Source organism: Micromonospora echinofusca (assembly GCF_900091445.1).
GTDB classification, from domain to species: Bacteria; Actinomycetota; Actinomycetes; order Mycobacteriales; family Micromonosporaceae; genus Micromonospora; species Micromonospora echinofusca.
Window position 1 is genome coordinate 3,952,483 of the sequence record NZ_LT607733.1, and the last position, 23,636, is coordinate 3,976,118.

Genomic DNA, 23,636 nt, shown 5'->3' on the forward strand with positions numbered 1-23,636 from the left:
CGACTGCTGGCAACATCTATAGCGCTTGACGCGGGATCTAGAGACCGCAATGCCGCTTCGTCCAGGATGCAGACGAAGTGGCAGGTCAGAGCGTTCCATAATCAGCGGACCGGCAGCCAGTGATCATCGCCGTTACCGGAGAAGATCTTCATCTCCCCAGGTCAACCGGTCGGGACGGCCGGATTCGAACCGACGACCCCTTGACCCCCATTTGGCAACGATTCTGTCACGCCATGCCCCAGCAGGTTCATACGTCCTCAAAATCAGACAAGAACGGCACCTCGCAATGCTGTCCCGTGTCGTGCTTTGCCGCCAGATCCGTCCGTTGCGTTACCAGGCTCGTTACTGCGAATCGTCAAGGGCTTCCTCTGCGGGGCAGTCCGCTGGGCCCGGCGTACGTGCGATCGCCCGCGGCCGATCATCGACATCAGGATCGAGAGGATCCGACACAGCACCGCGAACCCTTCACCGTTACACCGTCGACTACGGTGGACCGTGGACGTCGTCGTCAGGAAGCAGCCGAAGGAGGCTGGTCGATCATGGGTGGTGCAGACACCGGCGGAGCGCCGGCGGGTTCCCGCTACGCCGACCAGCGGCCCTACGTCGTCGCCGACCGGCTCGACGCTCTGCGGGGGCCGACCAACGGCGTGGTGAGCCTAGATCGCCGGCTCGACTGGTCCGGGCGGGCGCGCTACGACCTGGACAACCCGCGGCGCCTGGCCAGCATGTACGAAACCGTGCTGCGCGAAGCCACGGCCCCCAACGATCTCACCCGATGGCTGGACGGCGCGACCCTGCAACGCCTGTGGCCGGCCCTCGTGGTGCCACCGCAGGTTCGCCGTCTCTGGGAAGCACGATTCCCCGAGCTGGCCAACGCGCGCCGACACGCCGCATAGTGGGCGGCCAGACTCCGCCGATCCATCGCCGGCTGGCGCAGATCGCCCTACAGGTCGGCGGCCAGTACGGGTTCGCCTTGGCCGGCGGGCACGCCATCGCCGCCCATGGCATCCTCGACCGCCCCAGCGAAGACGTCGACCTGTTCGCCGACTGGCAACGCCGCGCCGACTTCCCCACCGCCGTCGACGAAGTGATCGCCGCATACCGCGCCGAAGGTCTCCGCGTCGAGGTCGACCTTCGACTCGACACGTTCGCTCGGCTGCACATCACCGACCCGGCTCACCCAGACCAGCAGCACCGCGTGGAACTGGTGGCGAACTGGCGTGCCCAGCCGCCCGTCCAGATGGACATCGGTCCGGTCCTGCACCCCGATGACGTCATGGCCGGCAAGATGGACGCCCTCTACAACCGGGCAGCCGCCCGCGACTTCCTCGACATCGATGCCGCCATCGGCAGCGGCCGGTACACCCTCGACCAGCTCTGCGACCTCGCGCACGCCGCCGACGACGGATTCGACCGGAGCAGGTTCGCCGCGATGCTTCGCCACGTCGACCGCTTCGACGACGAAGACTTCACTGACTACGGTCTGGCGCCGCATGAGGTCGCCGACATGCGGGCTCGCGTCTCTGCATGGCGGACCGCCCTACTCCGAGCAGTCGAATAGGTTCGATCAGGCTGCTCTGCTGCCTCCGTCTCCTCGGCCTGCTCGACTCATGGCACGTCCGGGTCAGGGTGCTCGATCCGCCAGCGGCTCGCGGCAGCGTCATCGATCAGGCTGCTGTCGAGCAGCCAGTCAATGGCCCGGCGGGTTGCCCGAGCCTGGTGGAAGGCGTGCCAGACCGTCAGCAGGTGCGGATACTCGTCGTGCAGTTCGTCCCTGAACCGTCGGAAGGCACCCCTGCCTTGGACGGCCCGTAAGAGCGTGCGGCCCGCCTGCTCGTCGCTGACCCGCTCGGCAAAGTCGACCATGTCGCGGTGCCAGACGGAGGGCGGTAACGCCTCGATCGGAACCAGGTCGAGTTCATCCAGGTCCACCGGGGTCTTCCCGTCGATGCCGCCGTCAGCCGTCCACATCATGATCTCCCCGCTGGCCGGATCGATGAGCCAGCGGTACTCGTACGCGCTCTGGTCCTGCAGCGCCGTGGCGATCTCCTCGAGATCGAGGTGGCGTACGTCGAGCATGAAGTCCACTCCCGTTGCCGTGGTCGTCGGCAACCACGGTAGGTCCGCTTCCCTCTCGGCCGCGAGACTGCCGGCCCAGTCGATTATCAGCACGGGGACCGAGGCCATCAGGCAACTACTGCTCCAGCAACCCGCAATCGGGAGACCGGTCAGCTACAGCCCGGCGGCGTCGAGGGTCTTGAGGAACGTCGGCCGGCGCTTGTGCGCGATGCGCAGCTCCGCGAGGTACCGTCCGAAAGCCGCGGCCTCTCCTGCCGCCTGGTACGCCGCCCGCAGGGCCGCAAGCAACGCGACGGCCCGTCGGTAGCGCCGTTTGTCAGCCGAGTTGAGGATCGCCTGCTCGACGAGGTCCCGGTACGGCTGGATCACCTCCTCCGGATGCGTCACGGCCCGCCCCTGCAGCAGAGCCTGCCACTGCGGCCCACCGAGCCACCGCCGGTGGTGCAGGGCCTCCTGCCACGCCTGCTCGTCACGGCCCACCGCCAGCAGCACGTTTACCAGTTCAGAGGCGTACGCCGGCTGGTGGGTGATCCGGTCGCGCAGCACCCCCAGAGCCCACGCTGTCGGATCGTCGCCACCGGCCTTCTCCACAGCGTCGATGAAGGATCGGTACCCGGCAGCGGTGGGATGCCGAGCGAACTCCTCCCGCCGCACCCGGACGGCACCCGGCGTGTCGTCGGCGGCGACGAGCATGTCGACCAGGAGGTCACGGAGCCGGTCGGTGTAGGGCGAGCCCGCGTTGGCGGCCACGCCCCGCCGGGCCCAGCCGATCGCCTCGTCCCGGCGTCCGGCGGCATGTAGCGCCTCGGCGATCCGTTGGTACTGCACGGCGTTGGTCAGGTGCTCGGCCAACACCGCGACGTACCGGTCGACATCTCCAGACACCTCAGCGAGCTGCTCCCGCAGTTCACGCACCGCGAACGCGCCGGTCCACGACTCCGGGTCGGCCACGCGTGCCCGCTCGGCGACCAGCCGCTCCACCTCCGCGATCCCCCGCTTCCCCAGCGCCGGAGCGAAGTCAGCCAGTCGGACGCGGGGCCAGCCGGGGCCGTCGCACTCCAGCTTCACCAGCCAGCCGGCCAGGCTGATCGGGTTCGGCAGTGCTGCAACGCATGCCTTCGCGTACAGGTCCATGAGCTCCTGCAGGTCGTCTCCGATGATCCCGGAGGAGTCATCCAGATACATCAGGGCCCGCGTGATGCGGTCGACGGCCTTGCGCAACACCGGCACCGCGAGATCCGCCCGCCCCTCGGCGACCAACCGATCACACTCCTCGGCCACCTGGCGGGCGGTCTGCGAGTATTCCCGTCGACCCCGGCAGGGATCCCGCCGGCGGTCCCAGCGCAGCCGGTCCACCAACACCGTCAGCTCGTCACCGGTCATCTGTCCATCTCAACAGATTGCGTCCGCACCTCGGGAACGCGCCGCCCTATCGTATGGGGCGTGCCGCATGACCAGGTTCTGGACGACGCGATCGAGGCGATCGTCGTCGACGAGCAACACAGCGCGTTCCTCGCCGTGATCGAGGACGAAACACCCCTGCCCGCCGCGGGCACCCTGCTGGGCAGCCCGGTCACCGTCACCTCGATCGACTACACGAAGGAGGCACGCGGCCTCGTCGCCACCTGCCAAGGCCCGGATGGCACGGGCGAGGTCACCCTCGCCGACCTGGCGTTTTCGCCGGACACGGTCACCGCCTGGATCCACGCCGCCTACCGGCGTTACCTCGGCCTCACGCCGTTCCCGGCCCGGCCGAGGCCCGAGTGGACCTGGCCCAGCACTTGGCGGTGCCTCAGCGCCGGTGGGCGTACGCGGCCAGCCGCTCGCTGACCGGGCTGACCCGCGGTCGCGGCACCCGACGGAAGTGCTCCGGCTTGTGTGCGCGGAGAAGGTCCTCACCGTCGCGGGTCCAGTCGAAACGCGGCTTCTTCAGCAGCCGCCGGAACACCACACTGGCGCGCTCGGGATCACGCGCGGCCAGCCGACGCAGCACCAGCGGGCCGACGCTGTCATCCTGCAGGTACGCCAGCGTGTGCTCCCGATAGCGGCGGCGGCGCAGCAGGTCCGGATCAGCGAACGCCGCCTCCACCAGCGCGAACTCGGCGTAGAACCCCAGCCCGTCGACCTCGTCGTAGATCATCGCCACTGTCTCCGCCTCCACGACGTCCGGCGGCAACTCGAACATTGTCGTCTCGTCACCGGCCGCTGTGGAGGACGACGCGCCTGACGCTTCCGCACGGCAGAACGCGTGGTAGTCGGCCATTCGGTCGGCGACCTGGTCGCCGGCCACCACCACCAGGTCGCCGCCGAAAAACCGCACGAACCGGTCCCGATCCTGACGTTGCAGCTCCCACGCCTGGGCGAGCTTCTCCGGGTTCCGGTACACCGCCTCCGGTGCGCGCAGCGACATCTCCAGCGCCATCTGGTACGCGACGTCCCGCTCCTGCGGCCGCCACACGTTCATCGGGCCGCTGATCATCCACTCCTCGCCCACCGCCGCCAGCCGAGCGAGCATGAACGACCGACGCGGCGTACGCCGGAACACCGACGGACCCATGTTGGAACGCACTCGGTAGGTCAACTCATCCACGAGGTTCACCACAACCAGCGCCGCACCGTCGCGCCCCTGCACCTCGAAGGGTCCCTGCACCACGTCCCGCCACCCGAGCAGCATTTGACGCTCCCGCCCGGACAACTCCGGGTGCGCGGCGACGAACTGCTCCACCACCGTCCGGCCGTCACGCAGCCGATGCTCCAGGACGAAGTAGTCCCAGAGGATCATCAAAGCGTGCTCGTCGAGCGCAACGCGCCCGTGGTGCTGGTCCGCCAGCACGTCATCGAACGCCCGATCATAACGTCGCTGCTGCGAGAACGCCACCAGCTGCTGCTTCAACTCACCCGCACGAATCAACAGATCATCATCCACAGTGATCGGCACGGCCTTTTCCTACCACGACGCAGCATTCGCGGGATCTCGCCCCTGTCCACCAGCTCACCGAGCCCACGATGCGCCGCCAGCCGACGGCCCTGCCGGAAGAAGGAGGATTGCCGAGCCGCCCGACGAAGCGACATCTGGCAGCATCTGCAGCGCTTGATGCGGAATCAAGAGACCGAAATGCCGCTCCGTCCGGGACGCAGACGAAGCGGCAGGTCAGAGCGTTACGAGTTCAGCGGGTTGGCGGCCGACGGGCCGCGTCGTTGCCGCCAGAGAAGATCATCCGTTACCGGATGTTACCGCCGTTACCGGAGAAGATCTTCATCTCCCCAGGTCAACCGGTCGGGACGGCCGGATTCGAACCGACGACCCCTTGACCCCCAGGACGATTTGGTAAGCGTTCCCGCACGTCACACACGCTATCCCCAAGATCAGGCCGTGCGGTCGACGTCGTGCCGCGCACCATCGCGCAGGCCGTGTGGTCCCCACCTGGTCCCCAGGCACTGAGACGTTCGACGAAACGCAACACCGGTTCAGCGAGGAGTAAGCGAGTCCGGCTCTTGGTCGTCACCCGATGACAACTTCTCGCGCTTCTCCGCATCGGTGCTCCGCTGTACTGCCATGTATTCGGCCAGATGCGGGTCGGCTCGGACTTCATCGCCGCGCATGTATCGCGCAACGACCCGCTTCGCCGCCCGGAGCCAGGCAAATCTTGATGTCCGTCGCATCCCACGACTCCCCCACCTTCGTTACGGTCAGCGACTCCCACCGACTCCCAAGGCAACCGGGTCGTGATTCCCCGCAGCCAAAGTGTCAGCCCATTCAGATCGACCTTGATCAGAAACGGCCAGAGCAGCATCAGCCACGCAAGAAGTGAAACAGCGACTACAACCAGGCTAACGACTTCGTAAAAGGGCGCCTTGCTGTAATGAAAGTGATCAGGGTTGGCCCCGGCCCACCGTGCCGCCAACCAGACGAGCGCCCCGAACAGCCCCCAGGCGAGGCAAATCTTGCGCAGTCTCGCAGTGTTCCGATGCAACTGCACGGTCCCCCCTCCTGACAAGACGAATGCCCCACGGACTCGGCAGCTGATCTGGCACCGTACCGCAGCTCGTCACGTTGCTTCCCGTCGCAGGTCAGAGGGTGGAGGGCAGGAACGTGCCTGCCCCACGCCAGCCGTCGGGCACGGGCGTGGCGGTCGCCGAGCGACAGTGGCAAGCGGCCGGAGACGCCCAGGTGACCGCACACGTGCGGCCCGTCCAGGATCCTTGTTGCTGTGAGCGAACGATCGGAAGGCAAGAGCGGCCAGCCGTGGAACTTGACCGGCGGTCAAGATGCACTACCGGCCCGGCGCACTTGACCGACGTGGTCCCCAGGAAGCCAGCAGGGCCGACCCGATGCGTCGGATCAGCCCAATGACCTGCTGTTTTACCTTGTCGGGACGGCCGGATTCGAACCGACGACCCCTTGACCCCCAGGACGCTTCGCCCACACGTCCACGCGCGTCACGCACGCTATCCCCAAGATCAGGCCGTGCGGTCGACGTCGTGCCGCGCACCATCGCGCAGGCCGTGTGGTCCCCACTTGGTCCCCGGAACGCTGACACGCTCCAGCGACCGCAGCAGGCGGTTTAGGAAGTGTGGACACGGGCGGAAGCGGCTCGGCAAGGAGCTGGTCCGGCCTGCGCTGCCAGGCTGGCGGCCACCTCCAGGAGTCGACCGCCGTTGACCCTCGGCACCCGTGCCAACAGGCACGCATCGGGCACGGCGCGACCGGAGGATTATGAGATCAATATAGGCGACCCAGCGACCTGCCCAAGTGGGCCCCCACCCGCGGAAACACCTATCGACATCTTTCACCACTCCCCCGCCGTCCGTCGACCTCTTGCGGACTCGATGCGGACCGCTCGCTGCCACGAGGTGGTCAGTTTGCCGGCCCCTCACCAGGCACTTGCCACAGCAGCCGCTCGGCTCGCTGCTCCCACCTCACATGCTCCTGCTTTTGAGAGATCGAAGTTGCTTTGGCCGGCATACGCCCAACTTGCACCACAAATGTGAAATTCATGAATATTTGCATTTAACGCTACGGCGGGAGACCTGCCCTAGTAGGCAACCGTAGGATATTGATGTTGGTTACGGCAGTTACAGGAAGCAGCCTTGATGCACATCGATTACACGGGGGATCTATGAAAAAGATGAGATCAATCCTCAGCATTCTGAGTCTCGCAGCGGCCCTTTTGGTAGTTGCACCGCCAAACGCTGCCCAGGCTGCTGCTTGGTCCTGCTCCAGTGGATACGTTTGCGTTTGGAGTGGAACAGGTGGGACGGGAAGCAGGTGCACCTGGTCCGATGCTGACCCTGACTGGCTAAGTGGAAGCATTCAATGCGGGTGGACCGCAGCTTACGCGGTTCGCTCAGCATGGAATCGCGGGACGAGCACGTCCTACCGCGGCGTCGAGTTCTACACCTATTCCAACTACGTCAACCCGGACCTCTTATTGGGGCAGGGAATCAAGTATGACGGCCTTAATGATTTCTATCGCTCACATCGCTGGGTGAGTTGAACCAAGTTTTGCAAATACCTATCCTATGACGGCCAATAGCACCTTCACTATGGCTCGAATGTCTGCCATGGGCAGCGGCTGCGTCTAACGGATCTCGATGTCATCTCGTCTGCCGCCGACCCACACACCGTGGGGCGGGCCAGGGCCAGGGTGACAAGGTGGAGCGCCCTACCGGACGAACGACCTTGTCGCCCTGGCCCTGGTCTGCTCGGCTCTGCCTGGGTCGGTGGTAGGCGGGATGGCATCCCACCACCCACGGACCGGAACAGTTCGGCAACTCCATCTCGGAGTCGTCTGGCCCCCGCCGGAGGCATGCCCTTCATTCAGCCGGCGCGCCGACCGATGCCGGCGCTTGCGCCGCCAGCAGGCCGAGCGCGGCCGGCGCGGCCCGCTTGCGGGCCGCCTTGATGCAGATAGCGAACGATTCGGCAGGCATCCCGCATTAACGCTTCGCGACTTGACCAGCGGTCAAGATGCGCTACCGGCCCGACGCACTTGACCGACGTGGTCCCCAGGAAGCCAGAGGGGCCGACCCGATGTGTCGGATCAGCCCTTTGACCTGCTGTTACACCTTGTCGGGACGGCCGGATTCGAACCGACGACCCCTTGACCCCCAGTCAAGTGCGCTACCAAGCTGCGCCACGTCCCGATGCTCCCGCGCGGATCTCCCCGCGACAGCCGGTACAGCTTAGCGCAGGATCTTCGCGCCGTCCGCACTGCCCCCTCCCGTGCCGGAACGCGTCGTCCCGCCCACACTATCTAAGGCGTCCTAGGAGGATAGGGAAGTTGGTGGGTAGCGAGAAGCCGGGTGGGAAAGGTCCTCCCCCACCCGGCTTCAGATCGAGCGGTTCAGCCGTGCGCCTTGCCCCGGCCGCCGGGGCCGAGCTTCTTGCGGGGGCGTACGGAGATCTCGATCGGGCTGCCCTCGAAGCCGAACTCCTCGCGCAGCTTGCGCTCGACGAACCGCTGGTAGCCCGCGTCCAGCGGGGCGGTGGTGAACAGCACGAAGCGCGGCGGTGCCACGCCCGCCTGGGTGGCGAAGAGGATCTTCGGCGCCCGTCCGCCTCGCACCGGGTGCGGGGTGGCCTGCACCAGCGCGGTCAGCCACGCGTTGAGCTGCGCGGTCGGTACGCGGGTCTCCCAGCTCGCCAGGGCCTTGCGCAGCGCCGGGGCGAGCTTGTCGACCGCCCGGCCGGTCTGCGCCGACAGGTTGAGCCGGATCGCCCACGGGATGCGGCGAAGCTCGCGCTCGATCTCCTTGTCCAGGTAGTACCGGCGGTCGGCGTCGACCAGGTCCCACTTGTTGAAGGCGATCACCAGCGCCCGGCCGGCCTCGGTGACCATGGTCAGGATCCGCTGGTCCTGCTCGCTGATGGGCTCGCTGGAGTCCAGCAGCACCACGGCGACCTCGGCGGCCTCGATCGCCGAGGCGGTCCGCAGGCTGGCGTAGTACTCGGTGCCGCTGGCCTTGCCGACCCGCTTGCGCAGGCCCGCCGTGTCGACGAGCTGCCAGGTCTCCCCGCCGATCTCGACCAGGCTGTCGACCGGGTCGACGGTGGTGCCGGCGACCGAGTCGACGACCGCCCGCTCCTCGCCCGAGAAGCGGTTGAGCAGGCTGGACTTGCCGACGTTCGGCCGGCCGACGAGGGCCACCCGACGCGGGCCGCGCGGGCGGTTCTCGTCGATCTTCGGCGCCTCCGGCAGCGCGCTCATGATGGCGTCCAGCAGTTCGCCCGAACCGCGTCCGTGCAGCGCCGACACCGGGTACGGCTCACCGAGGCCCAGCGACCACAGCGAGGTCGACTCCATCTCGATGGCGGTGTTGTCGGCCTTGTTCGCGACCAGGATCACCGGCTTGGCGCTGCGGCGCAGCATGCGTACGGCGGCCTCGTCCACGTCGGTCGAGCCGACCATCGCGTCGACCACGAACAGCACCACGTCGGCGGTGGCGACCGCCGTCTCGGCCTGCGCCGCGATCGCGGCCGCCCGGTCCTTGGCGTCGGGCTCCCAGCCGCCGGTGTCCACCACGGTGAACTGCCGGCCGGCCCACTGCGCGTCGTAGGGGACGCGGTCCCGGGTGACCCCGGGGACATCCTCGACGACCGCCTGGCGGCGGCCGATGAGGCGGTTGACCAGGGTCGACTTGCCCACGTTGGGGCGGCCGACCACGGCCACGACCGGCTGCGGGCCGGTGGGCTCCTCGGTGTCGGCGTCCGGCTCCCGCAGCTCGATCCACCCGTCGGTGTCGGTCATGCCACTCCCCGATCGGTCAGCAGGTCACGCAGCCGCCCGACGACCTGGTCGATGCCCAGCTCGGTGGTGTCGAGCACCACGGCGTCGGCGGCCTGGGTCAGCGGGTCGGCCTTGCGGGTCGAGTCGAGCCGGTCCCGCCGGGCCAGGTCGGCCGCGGTCGCCGCCACGTCGGTGGCGTCCTCGGCGCTGCGCCGGGCGGCCCGGGCCGCCTCGGACGCGGTCAGGTAGACCTTCAGGTCGGCATCCGGCGCCACCACGGAGCCGATGTCGCGGCCCTCGACCACGATCCGGCCGGCGTTGACGATCATCTCGCGCTGCCGGTTGACCAGCAGGGCGCGCACCGCCGGCACGGCGGCCACCGCGGAGACCGCTCCGGTCACCTCCGGGCCGCGGATCTGTGCGTCGACGTTCACGCCGTCGGCGGTCACGCCGTACCCCTGGGGGTCGGTGCCGATGCGCAGGTCGACCTCGCCGGCGACCTTGGCCACCGACTCGGCGTCGGTCAGGTCGACCCCGGAGCGCAGCACCGCCCAGGTGATGGCGCGGTACATGGCGCCGGTGTCGAGATAGCGGGCACCGATGCCGACGGCGAGCCGCCGCGAGACGGTGGACTTACCCGAACCGGACGGCCCGTCCACAGCGACCACGCATCGCCCGGCCCGTTCGTTTTCCTCCACCGTCGTCCTCCTCAGCCCGTACCTCACGAAACACCGGATGTGTCGCGAGCGGTTGTCCAAACGTTCTCAATGATGCCCGGCGTCGCGGCCGCGCGGTGGGCGCCGCCAGCACCGGGCCGCCAGGGAGCCTACCGGCAGCCGTACCCCGAACCCGGGGGTCAGTCACCCACGGCCTTGAACAGGGCGGCGACCTCCGCGTTGGTCAGCCGCCGCGTCCGCCCCGCGCGCAGGTCGCCCAGCCGGATCGGCCCGATGGCGGTACGCACCAGCCGGCTCACCGGGTGGCCCACCTCGCCGAGCAGCCGGCGGACGATGTGCTTGCGCCCCTCGTGCAGGCTCAGCTCGACCTGGGCGCTGCGTCCCAGCGTGTCCACCACCCTGAAGGAGTCGACCTTCGCCGGCCCGTCCTCCAGCTCCACGCCGGCCATCAGCCGCTTGCCGAGGTTGCGCGGGATCGGTCCGGAAACCTCGCACAGGTACGTCTTCTGCACCCCGTACGACGGGTGCATCAGCTTGTGCGCGAGGGTGCCGTCGTTGGTGAGCAGCAGCAGGCCCTCGCTGTCGGCGTCGAGGCGCCCCACGTGGTAGACCCGCTGCTCCACCCGGTTGCCGAGGAAGTCGGCGAGCGCGGTGCGCCCCTTCTCGTCGGCCATGGTCGAGACGACCCCGCGGGGCTTGTTCATGGCCAGGTAGACCAGTCGGGTGTCGGCGACGAGGCGCTCGCCGTCGACGTGGATCACGGCGGTGGCGGGGTCGACCTTGTCGCCGAGCTGGGCGACCCGGCCGTCGACGGTGACCCGGCGGCGGAAGATCAGGTCCTCGCAGGCGCGCCGGGAGCCGACGCCGGCGGCGGCCAGCACCTTCTGCAGGCGCTCGGCCCCCTCGAAGACGGGCGCGTCGGGGCGGGGCGTGCGGTCATCGCGTGGCATCGGCAAGCTCTTCTACGTCGTCGGGAAGGAACGGGGCCAGCGGCGGGAGGTCGTCGACGCTGTTCAGCCCGAGCTTCTCCAGGAACATCGTGGTGGTCCGGTAGAGGAACGCCCCGCTGTCCGGTTCGGTGCCGCACTCCTCGACCAACCCGCGGGAGACCAGGGTACGGATCACCCCGTCGCAGTTGACACCCCGGATGGCGGAGATCCGCGAGCGGGTGACGGGCTGCTTGTACGCGATCACGGCCAGTGTCTCCAGCGCGGCCTGGGTCAGCCGCACGGACTGCCCGTCCAGTACGAACCGTTCCACGTAGGTGGCGTATTCCGGCCGGGTGTAGAGACGCCAGCCACCCGCGGCCCGGCGCAGCTCGAAGCCGTGCCCGGCGGCCGTGTAGCCGGCGGCGATCTCGTCCAGCATCGGCCCGATCCGCTCGGCGGGCTGCTCCAGCACCTGGGCGAGGATCAGCTCGCTGACCGGCTCGTCCACCACCAGCAGGATCGCCTCCAGGGCCCCGCGCAGCTCCGCGTCGTCGAGTTCCGGGGGCGGCTCGGGCGCCGGCGCCCCCCGCCGCCGCCCCGCAGCACCCTTCGCCGATGAGCCCCGACCGCCCCTACCCTCCCTGCCCCCCGTCTCCCCGAACCCGCCGCTCTCCCCCGACCCGCGGCCCTCCTCGGCCCCGCCCGTCCCCCCGGACCCGCCGCCCTCCCCGAACCCGCCGGCCGCCCCAGGCGCGGCTACCGCCGCAGACTCCGCCGCCTCCTCAGGATCTCCCGAGATCTTGGTAGGTTCAGGCCCCTCGGGGGGCGCGGAGTTACCAAGATCTTCGGTTTCGGGAGCTGCGGAGGGGGCCGTGGGGCGCTGCCAGGGCGGCACCCAGGCGGCGGCCTGGTCGGCCAGGGAGTCCCGACGCTCGTCGCTGCTCATCCCGCTCGCTCCTCCGTCGTCGCCGTCCCGTTCCCGTCCGCCGCCACACCCGACACCGAGCCGGTATGCGCCACGGCCGAGCCGGTGTCGTCCGCCGCCACATCTGCCACCGCGGCTGAGCCGATCTCGTCCGCCACGCCGTCCGGCACCGGCCGCCGCTCGGCCGACGCCGCCGGCAGCGGGCCGGAGCCCGCCGGCTCGGCCGGGGTGCCCGCGTACTCGTCGACGTGCAGGTCGGAGCCGCCCTCGGCGGGGCCGGTCCAGCGTACGGTCAGCTCCTCCAGCGCCTGCTCCTGGACGAACGCGACCAGGCCCTCCCGGTAGAGCTCCAGCAGCGCCAGGAACCGGGCCACCACCTCCAGGGTGGCCTCGCAGTCGGCGCAGAGGAGCGAGAAGGTGGCCGTGCCGGCCCGGCGCAGCCGCTCGGCGAGGATGCCCGCGTGCTCGCGGACGCTGACCCGCACCATGTGCACGTGGGCGACGGACACCTCCGGCACCGGCTTCGGCGTCATCGCCCTGACCGCCAGCTTCAGCAGCCGCTGCGGGCCGATGCCGAGGACCAGGTCGGGCAGTGCCTCGGCGTAGCGGGGCTCCAGGGTCACCGCGCGGGGGTAGCGCCGGCCGCCGACCTCCTCCAGCGCGGCGATGTGCGCCGCCGCCTCCTTGTACGCCTTGTACTGCAACAGCCGGGCGAAGAGCAGGTCCCGCGCCTCCAGCAGCGCGAGGTCCTCCTCGTCCTCGACCTCGGCGGCAGGCAGCAGCCGGGCCGCCTTCAGGTCGAGCAGCGTCGCGGCGATGAGTAGGAACTCGCTGGCCTCGTCCAGGTCCCACTGGTCGCCCATCGCGCGGATGTAGGCGATGAACTCGTCGGTGACCCGGTGCAGGGCCACCTCGGTCACGTCGAGCTTGTGCTTGCCGATCAGTTGGAGCAGCAGGTCGAACGGGCCGGTGAAGTTCGCCAGCCGGACGGTGAACCCGCCGCTCTCCGCCGCCGTCCCGGGCACGCCGGCCGGGTCCGTCGGCACCTCGGCGAGGGCCTCGGCGGCCCGTACGGGGGGCTGCTCCGGCATCGTCGGAGGGTCGAGGGGCGGCGCGGTCACCGGAAGACCGTAGTCCACGCCCCGGGCGACCCGGCGCGAAGGTGCATCCCGGCCTACCGCTCGGCCTGGGCGGCGATCACCTCGCGGGCCAGCTGGCGGTAGTTGCGGGCACCGGACGAGGCCGGGTCGAGCGTGGTGATCGGGGCACCGGCGACGGTGGACTCGGGGAACTTGACGGTCTTGGTGATCACCGTCTGGTAGACCTTGTCGCCGAACGCCTCCACCACCCGTTGGAGCACCTGACGGCAGTGGGTGGTGCGGCTGTCGTACATGGTCGCGAGGATGCCCTCGAGTTCCAGGTCGAAGTTGAGTCGCTCGCGCACCTTGTCGATGGTGTCCAGCAGCAGCGCCACGCCGCGCAGGCTGAAGAACTCGCACTCCAGCGGGATGAGCACGCCGTGCGCCACGGTCAGCGCGTTGATCGCCAGCAGGCCCAGCGAGGGCTGGCAGTCGATCAGGATGTAGTCGTACTCCTTGCGGATCGTGCGCAGCACCCGGGCCAGGGCCATCTCCCGGGCGACCTCGTTGACGAGCTGGATCTCGGCCGCGGAGAGGTCGATGTTGGCCGGCAGCAGGTGCAGCCCCGCCACGTCGGTCTTGATCAGGACGTCCTCGGCGGTGACGTCGTCCTGCATGAGCAGGTTGTAGACCGACAGGTCGAGGTTGTGCGGGTTGACCCCCAGCCCGACCGAGAGGGCGCCCTGCGGGTCGAAGTCGACGAGCAGCACCTTGCGGCCGTACTCGGCCAGCGCGGCGCCCAGGTTGATGGTCGTGGTGGTCTTGCCCACGCCACCCTTCTGGTTGGCCATCGCGATGATCCGGGCCGGGCCGTGCCGGTCGGTCGGCATCGGCTCGGGAATCGGCTTGCGCATCGTGTACGCCGCTGGATCCGCCGGACCCAGATCCGCCCCGAGCGTGGCCTGCTGCTCGCGGAGCTCCGACGTCCAGGTCTCGGCACGGTCACCGTTGCCAGCCATGTGCTCGTTGCCCCCTCCCGACGACCACCCGGCGTCGGAGCCGTCCGACGTCCTTCGCGGCGCCGCTGCGCACCCCGGTCTGCATCACCATCGCCCCAGGAGGTCCGCGCCGATGCCGACTGTACGCCACCGCCCGGCGGGCCGGTCGCACCCGCTCGGCGTGTCGCCGCCCCGCCGACCAGGCCAGCCACCGGCGACGTCCTCCGCGCACCGCCCCGTGCACCGTCGCGCCACCCGTGCCGGCCGACGGCGGCCACCCCTGGTGGGCCGCCCGGCGGTCGATCCCGCGCCCGGGCCGGGGCCGGGCGGGGTCAACCCCGAGCCCGGGGGTGGGCGGTGGCGTACACCTCGCGCAGCCGCTCGACGGTGACGAGGGTGTAGACCTGGGTGGTGGTGACCGAGGCGTGACCGAGCAGTTCCTGCACCACCCGCACGTCCGCGCCCCCGTCGAGCAGGTGGGTGGCGTAGGAGTGGCGCAGGGTGTGCGGGGAGACCGCCTCCGCGCCGTCCACCGGCAGCCCCGCCCGCTCGGCGGCGCGGCGCAGGATGGTCCAGGCGCCCTGCCGGGTCAGCGCGCCGCCGCGGGCGTTGAGGAAGACCGCCGGGGTGCCGCGGCCCGCGGCGGCCAGAGCGGGCCGGGCCCGCACCAGCCAGGCCCGCACCGCCTCGACCGCGTACCCGCCGATCGGGACGAGCCGGGTGCGGCCGCCCTTGCCGCGCAGCAGCACGGTGCCCTCGTCGACGTCCAGGTCGTCCACGGCGGCGCCGACCGCCTCGGAGATCCGCGCCCCGGTGCCGTACAGGAACTCCAGCAGCGCCCGGTCGCGCAGCGCGAGCGGCGCACCGTCGCCGGCGGCGGTCACCGAGCCGGCGGTCTCCAGTAGCCGCACCACGGCGTCGACCGGCAGCGCGCGGGGCAGCCGGCGCGGCGGCGTGGGCGGGCGGACGTCCCGGCTCGGGTCGGCGCCGGCCAGCCCCTCGCGCAGCGCGAACCGGTGCAGTCCGCGCACGGCGCTGGCGGCCCGCGCGGCGGAGGAGACCGCGAGGGGTGGGTGCTCGTCGTCGCCGGCCCGCAGCCGGGCCAGGTGCGCCTCGACCTGCCCCGCGCCGACGGCGGCCAGGTCCGGCACGCCGGCCGCCGCCAGGGTGCCCAGGTAGCGCTCCAGGTCGCGCCGGTACGACGAGAGGGTGTTCTCCGACAGTCCCCGCTCGACGGTGAGGTGGTCGAGGTAGCCGCGCACGGCACGGCGCAGGGCCGGCGCGGGCTGCACGCCCGCGCCGGCCCCGTCCGCTGTGCCGGTCAGTCCGCCACCCCTCAGGCCAGCGCGTCGGCCAACGCGAGGCTCGGCATGCCGTGCGCCTCGGCGACCGGGCCGTAGGTGACCTGGCCGTCGTGGGTGTTCAGGCCCAGCGCCAGCGCCGGGTCGCGGCGCAGCGCCTCGCGCCAGCCGTGGTTGGCCAGCTCCAGGGCGTACGGCAGGGTGACGTTGGTCAGCGCGTAGGTGCTGGTGTGCGGCACCGCGCCCGGCATGTTCGCCACGCAGTAGAAGATCGAGTCGTGCACCTGGTAGGTCGGCTCGGCGTGCGTGGTGGGACGCGAGTCCTCGAAGCAGCCGCCCTGGTCGATGGAGATGTCGACCAGCACGCTGCCGGGCTTCATCCGGGAGACCAGCTCGTTGGAGATCAGGGTCGGGGCCTTCGCGCCGGGCACCAGCACCGCGCCGATGACCAGGTCCGCGTCCAGCACGGCCCGCTCGATCTCGTACGCGTTGGAGGCCACCGTCTGGAGGTGGCCCCGGTAGATGGCGTCGGCCTGGCGCAGGCGGGCCACGTTCTTGTCCAGCAGCAGCACCTCGGCCTGCAGGCCCAGTGCGATCGCGGCGGCGTTCATGCCGGAGACGCCGGCGCCGATGACCACGGTCTTCGCTGCGTAGACGCCGGAGACGCCGCCCATCAGGATGCCGCGCCCGCCGCCCTGCCGCTGGAGGTGGTAGGCGCCCACCTGCGGGGCGAGCCGGCCGGCCACCTCGGACATCGGGGCGAGCAGCGGCAGCGACCGGTCGGGCAGCTCGACGGTCTCGTACGCGATGCCGGTGACCTTGCGGTCGACGAGCGCGTCGGTGCACGTCTTCGAGGCGGCCAGGTGCAGGTAGGTGAAGAGCACCTGCCCCTCGCGCATCCGGTGGTACTCCTCGGCGATGGGCTCCTTGACCTTGAGCACCAGCTCGGCGGTCTCCCACACCTCGTCGGCGGTGGCCAGGATCTTGGCCCCGGCGGCGGCGAACTCGTCGTCGCCGATGCTGGATCCGACGCCGGCGCCGGACTCGACGAAGACCTGGTGGCCGCTGCGGACGAACTCGTTCACGCCCGCCGGCGTGATCGCCACGCGGTACTCGTGGTTCTTGACCTCGCGGGGGATTCCGACCTTCACGATGCAGACACCTCTCTTCGGGGCTGCGCTCCCCCGACTGCGCGGTGCCACGGCGGCCCCTTTGCCACCGCGGTCCACCGGTCCCGCCGGCGGCAGTCTAGGCGCGTCGGCGCCGCCGCCGAGGCAGCACAGTGACATCCGGTGCCGGCACACGCTGACGATGTGTCAGGCGTGGACGGGGCCGGCGGCGGGACCCGCACCTCAGCCGTCAGGACAGTGTTCATCCATTATCGTCCCACTCTTCGGGTGCCGCTGCGGACAGGAGACCAGTGGATCACTAGGGTGTCGCCTCATGACCACACCTCCTTACCAGCCCGGCTACCCCAACCAGCCCGGGTACCCGTCGGGCGTCTCCGACAAGAGCAAGGTCGTCGCGGGCGTCCTGCAGATCGTGCTCGGCACCTTCGGCATCGGCCGCTTCTACATGGGCGACACCAAGACCGGCGTCATCCAGCTCATCGTGTCCCTCGTGACGTGCGGTATCGGCGGCATCTGGGGCTTCGTCGACGGCATCCTGATCCTGATCAACGGTGGCGTCGACGGGCAGGGCCGGCCGCTGCGCGACTGACCGACCCGGAACGACGAAAGGGGCCGTGCGGCGTACCGCACGGCCCCTTCACGTTCTCCGCCCCCGGCTCAGCCCGGTAGGGGCGCGTCCGGTCGGCGCAGCGCGGACCAGCCGGTGTCGCGGGCCCGGGCGGCGGCGAGCAGCCCGGCCACGCAGGAGGCGTTGGTGATCTCGCCCGCGAGGACCATGCCGACGGCCTCGTCCAGGTCGACGCGGACGACCTGGAGGTCGGCCTCCTCGTCGTGGCGCTCGTGCCGCTGCGGCGCCGGCACGTCGGCCAGGTCCCGGGCCAGGAAGACCCGGACCAGCTCGTTGGTGAAGCCCGGCGAGCTGTGCAGGTCCACCAGGACGTCGATCCGCCCGGCGGTCAGGTCCACCTCCTCGGCCAACTCCCGGACCGCGGCGGCGGCCAGGTCCTCGCCGGAGACGTCGGTCAGCCCGGCCGGCAGCTCCCACAGGTGCCGCCCGACCGGGTGCCGGTACTGGCGGATCAGCACCACCTGACCGGCCGCGTCGAGCGCCACCACGGCGACCGCGCCGACGTGCCGGACGAAGTCGCGCACGCCCGTCCCGCCGCCGGGCATCGCCACCTCCTCGCTGACCACGTCGAAGATCCGGCCGCGGTAGCGCTCGGTGCGCGAGCGCACCTCGTAGCGGTGCCCGACGGCGCTCGTGTCGCCGTCGGACCTGACGGTGCGCCCGCTCACGAGGCCGACGTCGCCTTCGCGGCGGCGCCCCCGTTGCGGGCGGCGTTGGTCGCCGCCGCGTCCGGGTTCGTCGCGCTGTCGGCCGCGTCGAGGTCGACCGGGAGCTGGTCGGCCTCCGAGTAGGCCACCGCCGCCTTGACGAAGGAGGCGAACAGCGGGTGCGGGCGGGTCGGCCGGCTCTTCAGCTCCGGGTGCGCCTGGGTGGCGACGAAGAACGGGTGCAGGCCCCGGTCCAGCTCGATGAACTCGACCAGCCGCCCGTCGGGCGAGGTGCCGGAGACGTGCAGGCCGGCCTTGGTCAGCGCGTCGCGGTAGGCGTTGTTCACCTCGTAGCGGTGCCGGTGCCGCTCGCTGACCTCCGTGCTGCCGTACGCCTCCGCGACGAGCGAGCCCTCGGCGAGCGCCGCCGGGTACGCGCCCAGCCGCATGGTGCCGCCCAGGTCGCCCCTGCCGGCGACGATGTCCTCCTGGTCGGCCATCGTGGCGATGACCGGGTGCGCCGCCTCCTCGTCGAACTCCAGCGAGTTGGCGCCCTCCAGGCCCGCCAGGTGCCGGGCCACCTCGATGGTCATGCACTGCAGACCGAGGCAGAGGCCGAGCAGCGGGATGCCGTTCTCCCGGGCGTAGCGGGCGGTGCCGATCTTGCCCTCGATGCCGCGTACCCCGAAGCCGCCCGGAATGACGATGCCGTCCACGCCGGCCAGGGCGGCCGCGGCGCCGGACGGGGTGACGCACTCGTCGCTGGGCACCCAGCGCAGCTGCACCCGGGCCCGGTGGCCGAAGCCGGCGGCCCGGATCGCCTCGCTGACCGACAGGTACGCGTCGGGCAGGTCGACGTACTTGCCGACCACGGCGACGGTGACGGTGTGCCGGGGCTGGTGCACCCGGTCCAGCAGGTCGTCCCAGCTGGTCCAGTCGACGTCGCGGAAGGAGAGGCCGAGCCGGCGCACCACGTACGCGTCGAGACCCTCGCGGTGCAGCACCTTGGGGATGTCGTAGATGCTCGGCGCGTCCGGGGCGGCGGTGACGGCCTCGCGGTCGACGTCGCAGTAGAGCGACAGCTTCTGCTTGACCTTGTCGGGGATCTCCCGGTCGCAGCGCAGCACCAGCGCGTCGGGCTGGATGCCGATGCTGCGCAGCTGGGCCACCGAGTGCTGGGTCGGCTTCGTCTTCAGCTCACCCGACGGCGCCAGGTAGGGCACCAGGGAGACGTGCAGGTAGAAGCAGTTGTCCCGGCCCAGGTCGTGGCGGACCTGGCGGATCGCCTCCAGGAACGGCAGCGACTCGATGTCGCCGACGGTGCCGCCGACCTCGGTGATCACCACGTCCGGCACCTGGCCGTCGTCGTCGGGGTCGGCCATCGCCAGGATCCGCGACTTGATCTCGTTGGTGATGTGCGGGATGACCTGGACGGTGTCGCCCAGGTACTCGCCGCGCCGCTCCTTGGCGATCACCTCGGAGTAGATCTGGCCGGTGGTGACGTTCGCCTTGCCGGACAGCGCCCGGTCCAGGAACCGCTCGTAGTGCCCGACGTCGAGGTCGGTCTCGGCGCCGTCCTCGGTGACGAAGACCTCGCCGTGCTGGAACGGGTTCATCGTCCCCGGGTCGACGTTGAGGTAGGGGTCGAGCTTCTGCATGACCACGCGCAGGCCGCGCGCGGTGAGCAGGTTGCCGAGGCTGGAGGCGGTGAGGCCCTTACCCAGCGAGGAGGCGACTCCCCCGGTGACGAAAATGTGCCTGGTCGTCCGTGCTGATGGGGCCAAGGCCTGCTCCCGTGTCGTCCGTCGCGGTCGTGCAGACCGCCGTGCCGATCAGCCAAGTGATCACGCGATCCACGGGATTCCACGGTAACACCTCTCCCGGCCCGCCCGCCGGGCGCACCCGTTGCGGGCCGTGGCGCGTCCCGATCCGGGTCAGGAGGCGGTGACCTCGGTCGATGACCGTCCGGCCGGCGCGCGCTCCCCGGCGGCGGTGCCGGCCGTCGGCCCCTGCGCCCCGGTGTCCGGGCCCGGCGACCGCGGGGCCGGGGGCGTCGGCGCCGCGGTCGGTTCCGCGCCCCGATCCGGGGTACGGGTGCCCGCCCCCGCGCCGGTCGGGGTCGGGAGGTCCGGTCCGCCGCCGCTGTCGCCGCCCGACCCGTCGCCCGTCCCGCCGGGCCCCTCGTCGCGCTGCCGGCCCGCGTCGGGCAGCGTGCGGTCGGTGGAGTGGTCGAGCACCCGCAGCGCGGCCAGCGCCGCCATCGGCACCACCACGGCCGCGGCCGCGCCGGCGACGTCCAGGGCGTCGCCGCCCAGCACCCCGCCGGTCACCGCGGCGACGGCGGTGCCGGCCATCGCCGCCCGCATCGCCGGGTAGATGCCGAACAGCCGCATCAGCCCGCCCCACGGCTGGAGCAGGGCGAACCAGACCAGCAGGGCGCCGGCCAGGGCCAGTACGGTAAGCGGGCTGTTGACCAGCGTCTCGAAGTTCGCCGTGCTGGAACGGTGCACGGTGAGCCCGCCGGTGCCGTCGCCGACGGCGGCCAGGAAACGGCCGAGGCTGCCCCGCTCGGCGGCCGGCCGGCGCAGGTCGAGCACCGCGAAGCCGATGGTCAACGCCAGCCCGGCCATGGTGGCCCAGGCCAGCCGGCTGATCGTCAGCCACCCGCCGGCGCTGATCGCGGCGGCGACGCTCAACCCCGCGGTCAGCGCGATCGCGCCGATCGGGTCGGCCCCCAGGTACGGGCTGCCGACGACCAGTACGGCGGCCCCGCCGACGGCCACCATCACGGGCGGCCGCCACGACCGGCGGACCCGCTGGGCCAGCCACCCCGCGCTGAGCAGGGCGCCGGCCAGGAACACGCCGAGACCGACGGTGCCCAGCCCGGCGTACCGGCCGCCCTCCAGGGCCGAGTAGCCGACCACCCCGTTGAGCTGGAGGCGGGCGCCGGTGAGCACGTCCATGCCGACGGTCAGCGTGGTCAGGCCGGCCACCGCACCGAGCGGGCCGAGGGTCGCCGCGTGCCCCGGCGCGAGCCGGACCACGGCGGTCCCGGCGACCAGCAGCGCCACGGTCACCCCGGCGAAGTACACGCCCGCGTGGTCACCGCGCCACCAGGGCACGGCGTCGGCGAGCAGGGCGGCCGGAACGGCGAGGGCCGCCGCGATCAGCAGCAGCTCCACGACCGCCACCACGCGTGGCGACACCGGCTCCGGGCCGTACGGGCCGGCGTGCCGGCGGGCCCGGCGCAGCAGCGGCAGCACCGCCACGGCAAGCAGCACCTGGGCGCCGGCGAGCAGGGTGAAGAACCAGTCCGCCACCCGACGCTGGGCGGCGGCCTCCCGGTCGGCGTCGGCGGGCGCGGCGATCGCGGCGGCGAGGTCCGCCGGTCGCCCGCCGACCGACTCTGCCGGCCGGCCGAGGAAGAGCCGCTCCGGCATCGGCCGGCCCAGTGCGGTGAGCGCGGTCGGCGCGAGGTCGACCAGTTGCAGGTAGCCCTCGCGGCCGGTGCTGGCGGAGGTGAGCCACCCGCGTTCCCAGCCCGGCCCGTCGGCGACGGCCACGTGCAGCCGCGACGGCGCCTCGGTGTCGGACACCCCGGCGACGAGCACCAGCGAGCGGGGCGGCCGGGCGGCCAGCACCCGGGCCAGGCGGGCGTCGGCCGCGCGCGCGGCCGCGGCCCGGGCCACCGGGTCCTCGCCGGCCACCGTGCCCAGGTCGACGATGCTCAGCACGCAGGAGCCGAGCAGGCCCGCCGGGTCGGCGGGCAGGGCCGGCGCGTACCGGTCGACGCGGCCGAACGGCCGGGCCGCCGCGACGGCCGCGCCCGGCCCGACCGCCACCGAGCAGCGCACCGACTCCGACAGCGCGCCGGGCACCGTGCCCCAGGGCAGCCGCTCCTGGTTGTGCAGGACGACGCTCTCCTGGTCGGGCAGGTTCGCGCCGATGCCGTCGGGCTGCTCGACCGTCACCTGCGCCGGCGGGCAGCCCCCCGACTGACGACTGCCGTTCCAGGCGGCGTAGCTGCCCGCGCCGAGCGTCAGCCAGCCGTCCACTGGGCAGGTGGGCCGGTGCGCGGAGCGGACCGACAGGGAGCCGATCGAGCCGTCCTGGGCCATCCGCCACAGCGTCGGCGTGGTCTGCGGGTCGACGTCCTCCCAGCGCAGTCCCGCCACCCCGGCGAGCACCACGAAGTCGGCGGTGCGCCCCGGCGCCTCCCGGTCGGGGCGGGCGGTCAGCGCGGTGATGCCCAGCGCCACGACCACGAGGGTCAGCAGGATCGGGGCGATTCTGCGCCGCATCAGCGGCGTCCCGTCGACGGGGCGTCGGCGCCCGGGGCCGCCGGTCCGGCGCCGTCGGGGGCCAGTTCGGCGTAGAGCGCCGCCAGTTGGGCGAGGGTGTCGGCCTCGGTGGGCCAGGTGGCGGCCCGCTCGGCGCCGCGCCGCCCCAGCCCGGCCCGCGCGGCCTCGTCGTCGAGCAGGTCGCGCACGGCCGCGTCCACGGCGTCCACGTCCCCCGGCGGCACGAGCACCGCGGCGTCGCCGACCAGCTCCGGCAGGCCGCCGACGCCGGTCGCCACCAGCGGTACGCCGGCCCGCATCGCCTCCTGCGCGAAGAGCTGACGGGCCTCCCAGTCGCTGGTCACCACCGCCAGGTCGGCCCCGCCGAGCAGGTCACCCACGTCGGTGCGGTGCCCGAGCAGGGTCACCGGGGCCCGGGCGGCGGAGATCCGGGCGGCCAGCGGCAGGTAGGCGGGGCCGCTGCCGGCGATCACCACGACCGGCGCCGGTGTCCGCGTACGCCACCTCGCGGCGGCGTCGATGAGCACGTCGTACCGCTTCTGGGGGTGCAGCCGGCCGACGGACAGGATCAGCGGCTGCTCCGCCGCGACGCCGAACTCGGCGCGGACGGCGGCCCGGCGGCGGCGCGGCGCGGGCAGTGCCGGCGCGGCGACGGGGGCGAGCCGGGCGTCCGTCGCGCCCAACGCGGCGGCCCGCTCGACCAGGTCCGCGGAGGCACCGAGCGCCACCCGGGCGCCCCGGGCCACGACCCGCTCGACGAGACGGGACACGCCGCCGCGCAGGCCACCGGCGAGCACCGCGTTGTGCCAGGTCACCACGAGCGGGGCGGCCGGGCGGGCGAGTACGGCGACGAACCCGGCCCGCAGGCCGTGGGCGTGCAGCACGTCGACCTCCTCGGCGGCGAGCGCCCGGCGCAGCGCGCCGACCGCCCGGGCGTCGGCCGGGGTCGGGCTGGCCGGGATCTCCACCGGCAGGAAGCGGGCGCCGGCGCCCGTGAAGTCGAACTGTTCCTGCGTCGCGGCGGGCCCGCAGACCAGCACGCGGGCGCCCTCGGCGGTCAGGCCCCGGGCCAGCGAGCGGACGTGCTGCCCGACACCGCCGGTGCTGGAGGCGAGCAGCAGGGCCACGGTGCCGTGCCAGCCGGGAACCGGTGCCGTCACCACGACCACCCCCGCCCGTCGGTCGCCGTCGGCCGGTCACCCGTCCTGCACC

The 23,636-nt window shown here is 71.7% G+C and carries 20 protein-coding genes and 1 tRNA gene; 5 read left to right on the forward strand and 16 right to left on the reverse strand.

Going from position 1 to position 23,636, the window contains the following annotated elements:
• Window positions 1-539: 539 nt before the first annotated feature.
• Both GA0070610_RS16605 and GA0070610_RS16610 read left to right on the forward strand, forming a co-directional pair.
• Window positions 540-896 carry a hypothetical protein gene (locus GA0070610_RS16605; RefSeq protein ID WP_089000888.1) on the forward strand — a complete coding sequence of 119 codons (357 nt, stop codon included), beginning with the start codon at window positions 540-542 and terminating at the stop codon, window positions 894-896.
• Window positions 896-1,561, forward strand: a complete 666-nt coding sequence (locus tag GA0070610_RS16610; RefSeq protein ID WP_089000889.1) for a nucleotidyl transferase AbiEii/AbiGii toxin family protein — start codon at window positions 896-898, stop codon at window positions 1,559-1,561. Before GA0070610_RS16605 ends, GA0070610_RS16610 begins: the two co-directional genes overlap by 1 nt.
• 47 nt (window positions 1,562-1,608) lie before the next feature.
• Here the strand turns inward: GA0070610_RS16610 and GA0070610_RS16615 are convergent, their stop codons facing one another.
• Window positions 1,609-2,079 carry a UPF0158 family protein gene (locus GA0070610_RS16615; protein WP_089003551.1) on the reverse strand — a complete coding sequence of 157 codons (471 nt, stop codon included), beginning with the start codon at window positions 2,077-2,079 and terminating at the stop codon, window positions 1,609-1,611.
• Window positions 2,080-2,232: 153 nt separating this feature from the next.
• Window positions 2,233-3,462, reverse strand: coding sequence for a DUF6880 family protein (locus GA0070610_RS16620; protein WP_089000890.1), 1,230 nt, complete (start codon window positions 3,460-3,462; stop codon window positions 2,233-2,235).
• A 60-nt stretch (window positions 3,463-3,522) separates the two neighbouring features.
• Here GA0070610_RS16620 and GA0070610_RS16625 point away from each other — a divergent pair, with 60 nt between their 5' ends.
• Entirely contained in the window at window positions 3,523-3,909 is a 387-nt protein-coding gene (locus tag GA0070610_RS16625) for a hypothetical protein (RefSeq protein ID WP_089000891.1), read from the forward strand.
• On the opposite strand, the gene GA0070610_RS16630 is transcribed toward GA0070610_RS16625, so the two are convergent.
• Complete coding sequence (locus GA0070610_RS16630) at window positions 3,872-5,017, reverse strand: hypothetical protein (protein ID WP_089000892.1); 1,146 nt, start codon at window positions 5,015-5,017, stop codon at window positions 3,872-3,874. The genes GA0070610_RS16625 and GA0070610_RS16630 overlap by 38 nt on opposite strands.
• A 2,191-nt stretch (window positions 5,018-7,208) precedes the next feature.
• Here GA0070610_RS16630 and GA0070610_RS31975 point away from each other — a divergent pair.
• Window positions 7,209-7,577 (forward strand): peptidase inhibitor family I36 protein, encoded by a 369-nt coding sequence (locus tag GA0070610_RS31975; RefSeq protein WP_197697747.1) that lies wholly within the window; start codon window positions 7,209-7,211, stop codon window positions 7,575-7,577.
• Window positions 7,578-8,152: 575 nt separating this feature from the next.
• Here the strand turns inward: GA0070610_RS31975 and GA0070610_RS16640 are convergent.
• The 9 genes from GA0070610_RS16640 to ald all read right to left on the reverse strand — a co-directional run bounded on the left by GA0070610_RS16640 (window position 8,153) and on the right by ald (window position 16,869).
• Window positions 8,153-8,226, reverse strand: a tRNA-Pro gene (locus GA0070610_RS16640).
• 200 nt (window positions 8,227-8,426) lie between these two features.
• Complete coding sequence (gene der / locus GA0070610_RS16645; RefSeq protein ID WP_089000894.1) at window positions 8,427-9,830, reverse strand: ribosome biogenesis GTPase Der; 1,404 nt, start codon at window positions 9,828-9,830, stop codon at window positions 8,427-8,429.
• Complete coding sequence (cmk, locus tag GA0070610_RS16650) at window positions 9,827-10,507, reverse strand: (d)CMP kinase (protein ID WP_089000895.1); 681 nt, start codon at window positions 10,505-10,507, stop codon at window positions 9,827-9,829. The genes der and cmk overlap by 4 nt, the downstream gene beginning before the upstream one ends.
• Before the next feature lie 158 nt (window positions 10,508-10,665).
• Window positions 10,666-11,436: a pseudouridine synthase gene (locus tag GA0070610_RS16655; protein ID WP_089000896.1), complete on the reverse strand. Its 771-nt coding sequence runs from the start codon at window positions 11,434-11,436 to the stop codon at window positions 10,666-10,668.
• Complete coding sequence (scpB, locus tag GA0070610_RS16660) at window positions 11,423-12,361, reverse strand: SMC-Scp complex subunit ScpB (protein ID WP_089000897.1); 939 nt, start codon at window positions 12,359-12,361, stop codon at window positions 11,423-11,425. Before scpB ends, GA0070610_RS16655 begins: the two co-directional genes overlap by 14 nt.
• Window positions 12,358-13,431, reverse strand: a complete 1,074-nt coding sequence (locus tag GA0070610_RS16665) for a segregation and condensation protein A (protein WP_089003552.1) — start codon at window positions 13,429-13,431, stop codon at window positions 12,358-12,360. The genes scpB and GA0070610_RS16665 overlap by 4 nt, the downstream gene beginning before the upstream one ends.
• An 83-nt stretch (window positions 13,432-13,514) precedes the next feature.
• Entirely contained in the window at window positions 13,515-14,438 is a 924-nt protein-coding gene (locus GA0070610_RS16670) for a ParA family protein (protein WP_089000898.1), read from the reverse strand.
• A 311-nt stretch (window positions 14,439-14,749) separates the two neighbouring features.
• Window positions 14,750-15,742, reverse strand: a complete 993-nt coding sequence (locus tag GA0070610_RS16675) for a site-specific tyrosine recombinase XerD (RefSeq protein WP_089003553.1) — start codon at window positions 15,740-15,742, stop codon at window positions 14,750-14,752.
• An 11-nt stretch (window positions 15,743-15,753) separates the two neighbouring features.
• Window positions 15,754-16,869 (reverse strand): alanine dehydrogenase, encoded by a 1,116-nt coding sequence (gene ald, locus GA0070610_RS16680; protein WP_089000899.1) that lies wholly within the window; start codon window positions 16,867-16,869, stop codon window positions 15,754-15,756.
• Between the two features lie 160 nt (window positions 16,870-17,029).
• On the opposite strand from ald, the gene GA0070610_RS16685 reads away from it, so the two are divergent.
• Window positions 17,030-17,437 (forward strand): TM2 domain-containing protein, encoded by a 408-nt coding sequence (locus GA0070610_RS16685; protein WP_392567255.1) that lies wholly within the window; start codon window positions 17,030-17,032, stop codon window positions 17,435-17,437.
• 68 nt (window positions 17,438-17,505) lie between these two features.
• Here GA0070610_RS16685 and GA0070610_RS16690 read toward each other — a convergent pair whose 3' ends face one another.
• The 4 genes from GA0070610_RS16690 to GA0070610_RS16705 all read right to left on the reverse strand — a co-directional run bounded on the left by GA0070610_RS16690 (window position 17,506) and on the right by GA0070610_RS16705 (window position 23,584).
• On the reverse strand, window positions 17,506-18,144 hold the full coding sequence (locus GA0070610_RS16690) for an NUDIX domain-containing protein (RefSeq protein ID WP_089000901.1): 639 nt from the start codon (window positions 18,142-18,144) through the stop codon (window positions 17,506-17,508).
• The gene (locus GA0070610_RS16695; protein ID WP_089000902.1) at window positions 18,141-19,907 is read right to left on the reverse strand and encodes a CTP synthase; all 1,767 of its coding nucleotides are present in this window, start codon (window positions 19,905-19,907) and stop codon (window positions 18,141-18,143) included. The genes GA0070610_RS16690 and GA0070610_RS16695 overlap by 4 nt, the downstream gene beginning before the upstream one ends.
• Window positions 19,908-20,057: 150 nt before the next feature.
• Window positions 20,058-22,424 carry a hypothetical protein gene (locus GA0070610_RS16700; protein WP_089000903.1) on the reverse strand — a complete coding sequence of 789 codons (2,367 nt, stop codon included), beginning with the start codon at window positions 22,422-22,424 and terminating at the stop codon, window positions 20,058-20,060.
• A complete protein-coding gene (locus GA0070610_RS16705; RefSeq protein ID WP_089003554.1) occupies window positions 22,424-23,584 on the reverse strand; it encodes a glycosyltransferase family 4 protein in 1,161 nt (386 codons plus the stop codon). Before GA0070610_RS16705 ends, GA0070610_RS16700 begins: the two co-directional genes overlap by 1 nt.
• Window positions 23,585-23,636 lie beyond the last annotated feature (52 nt).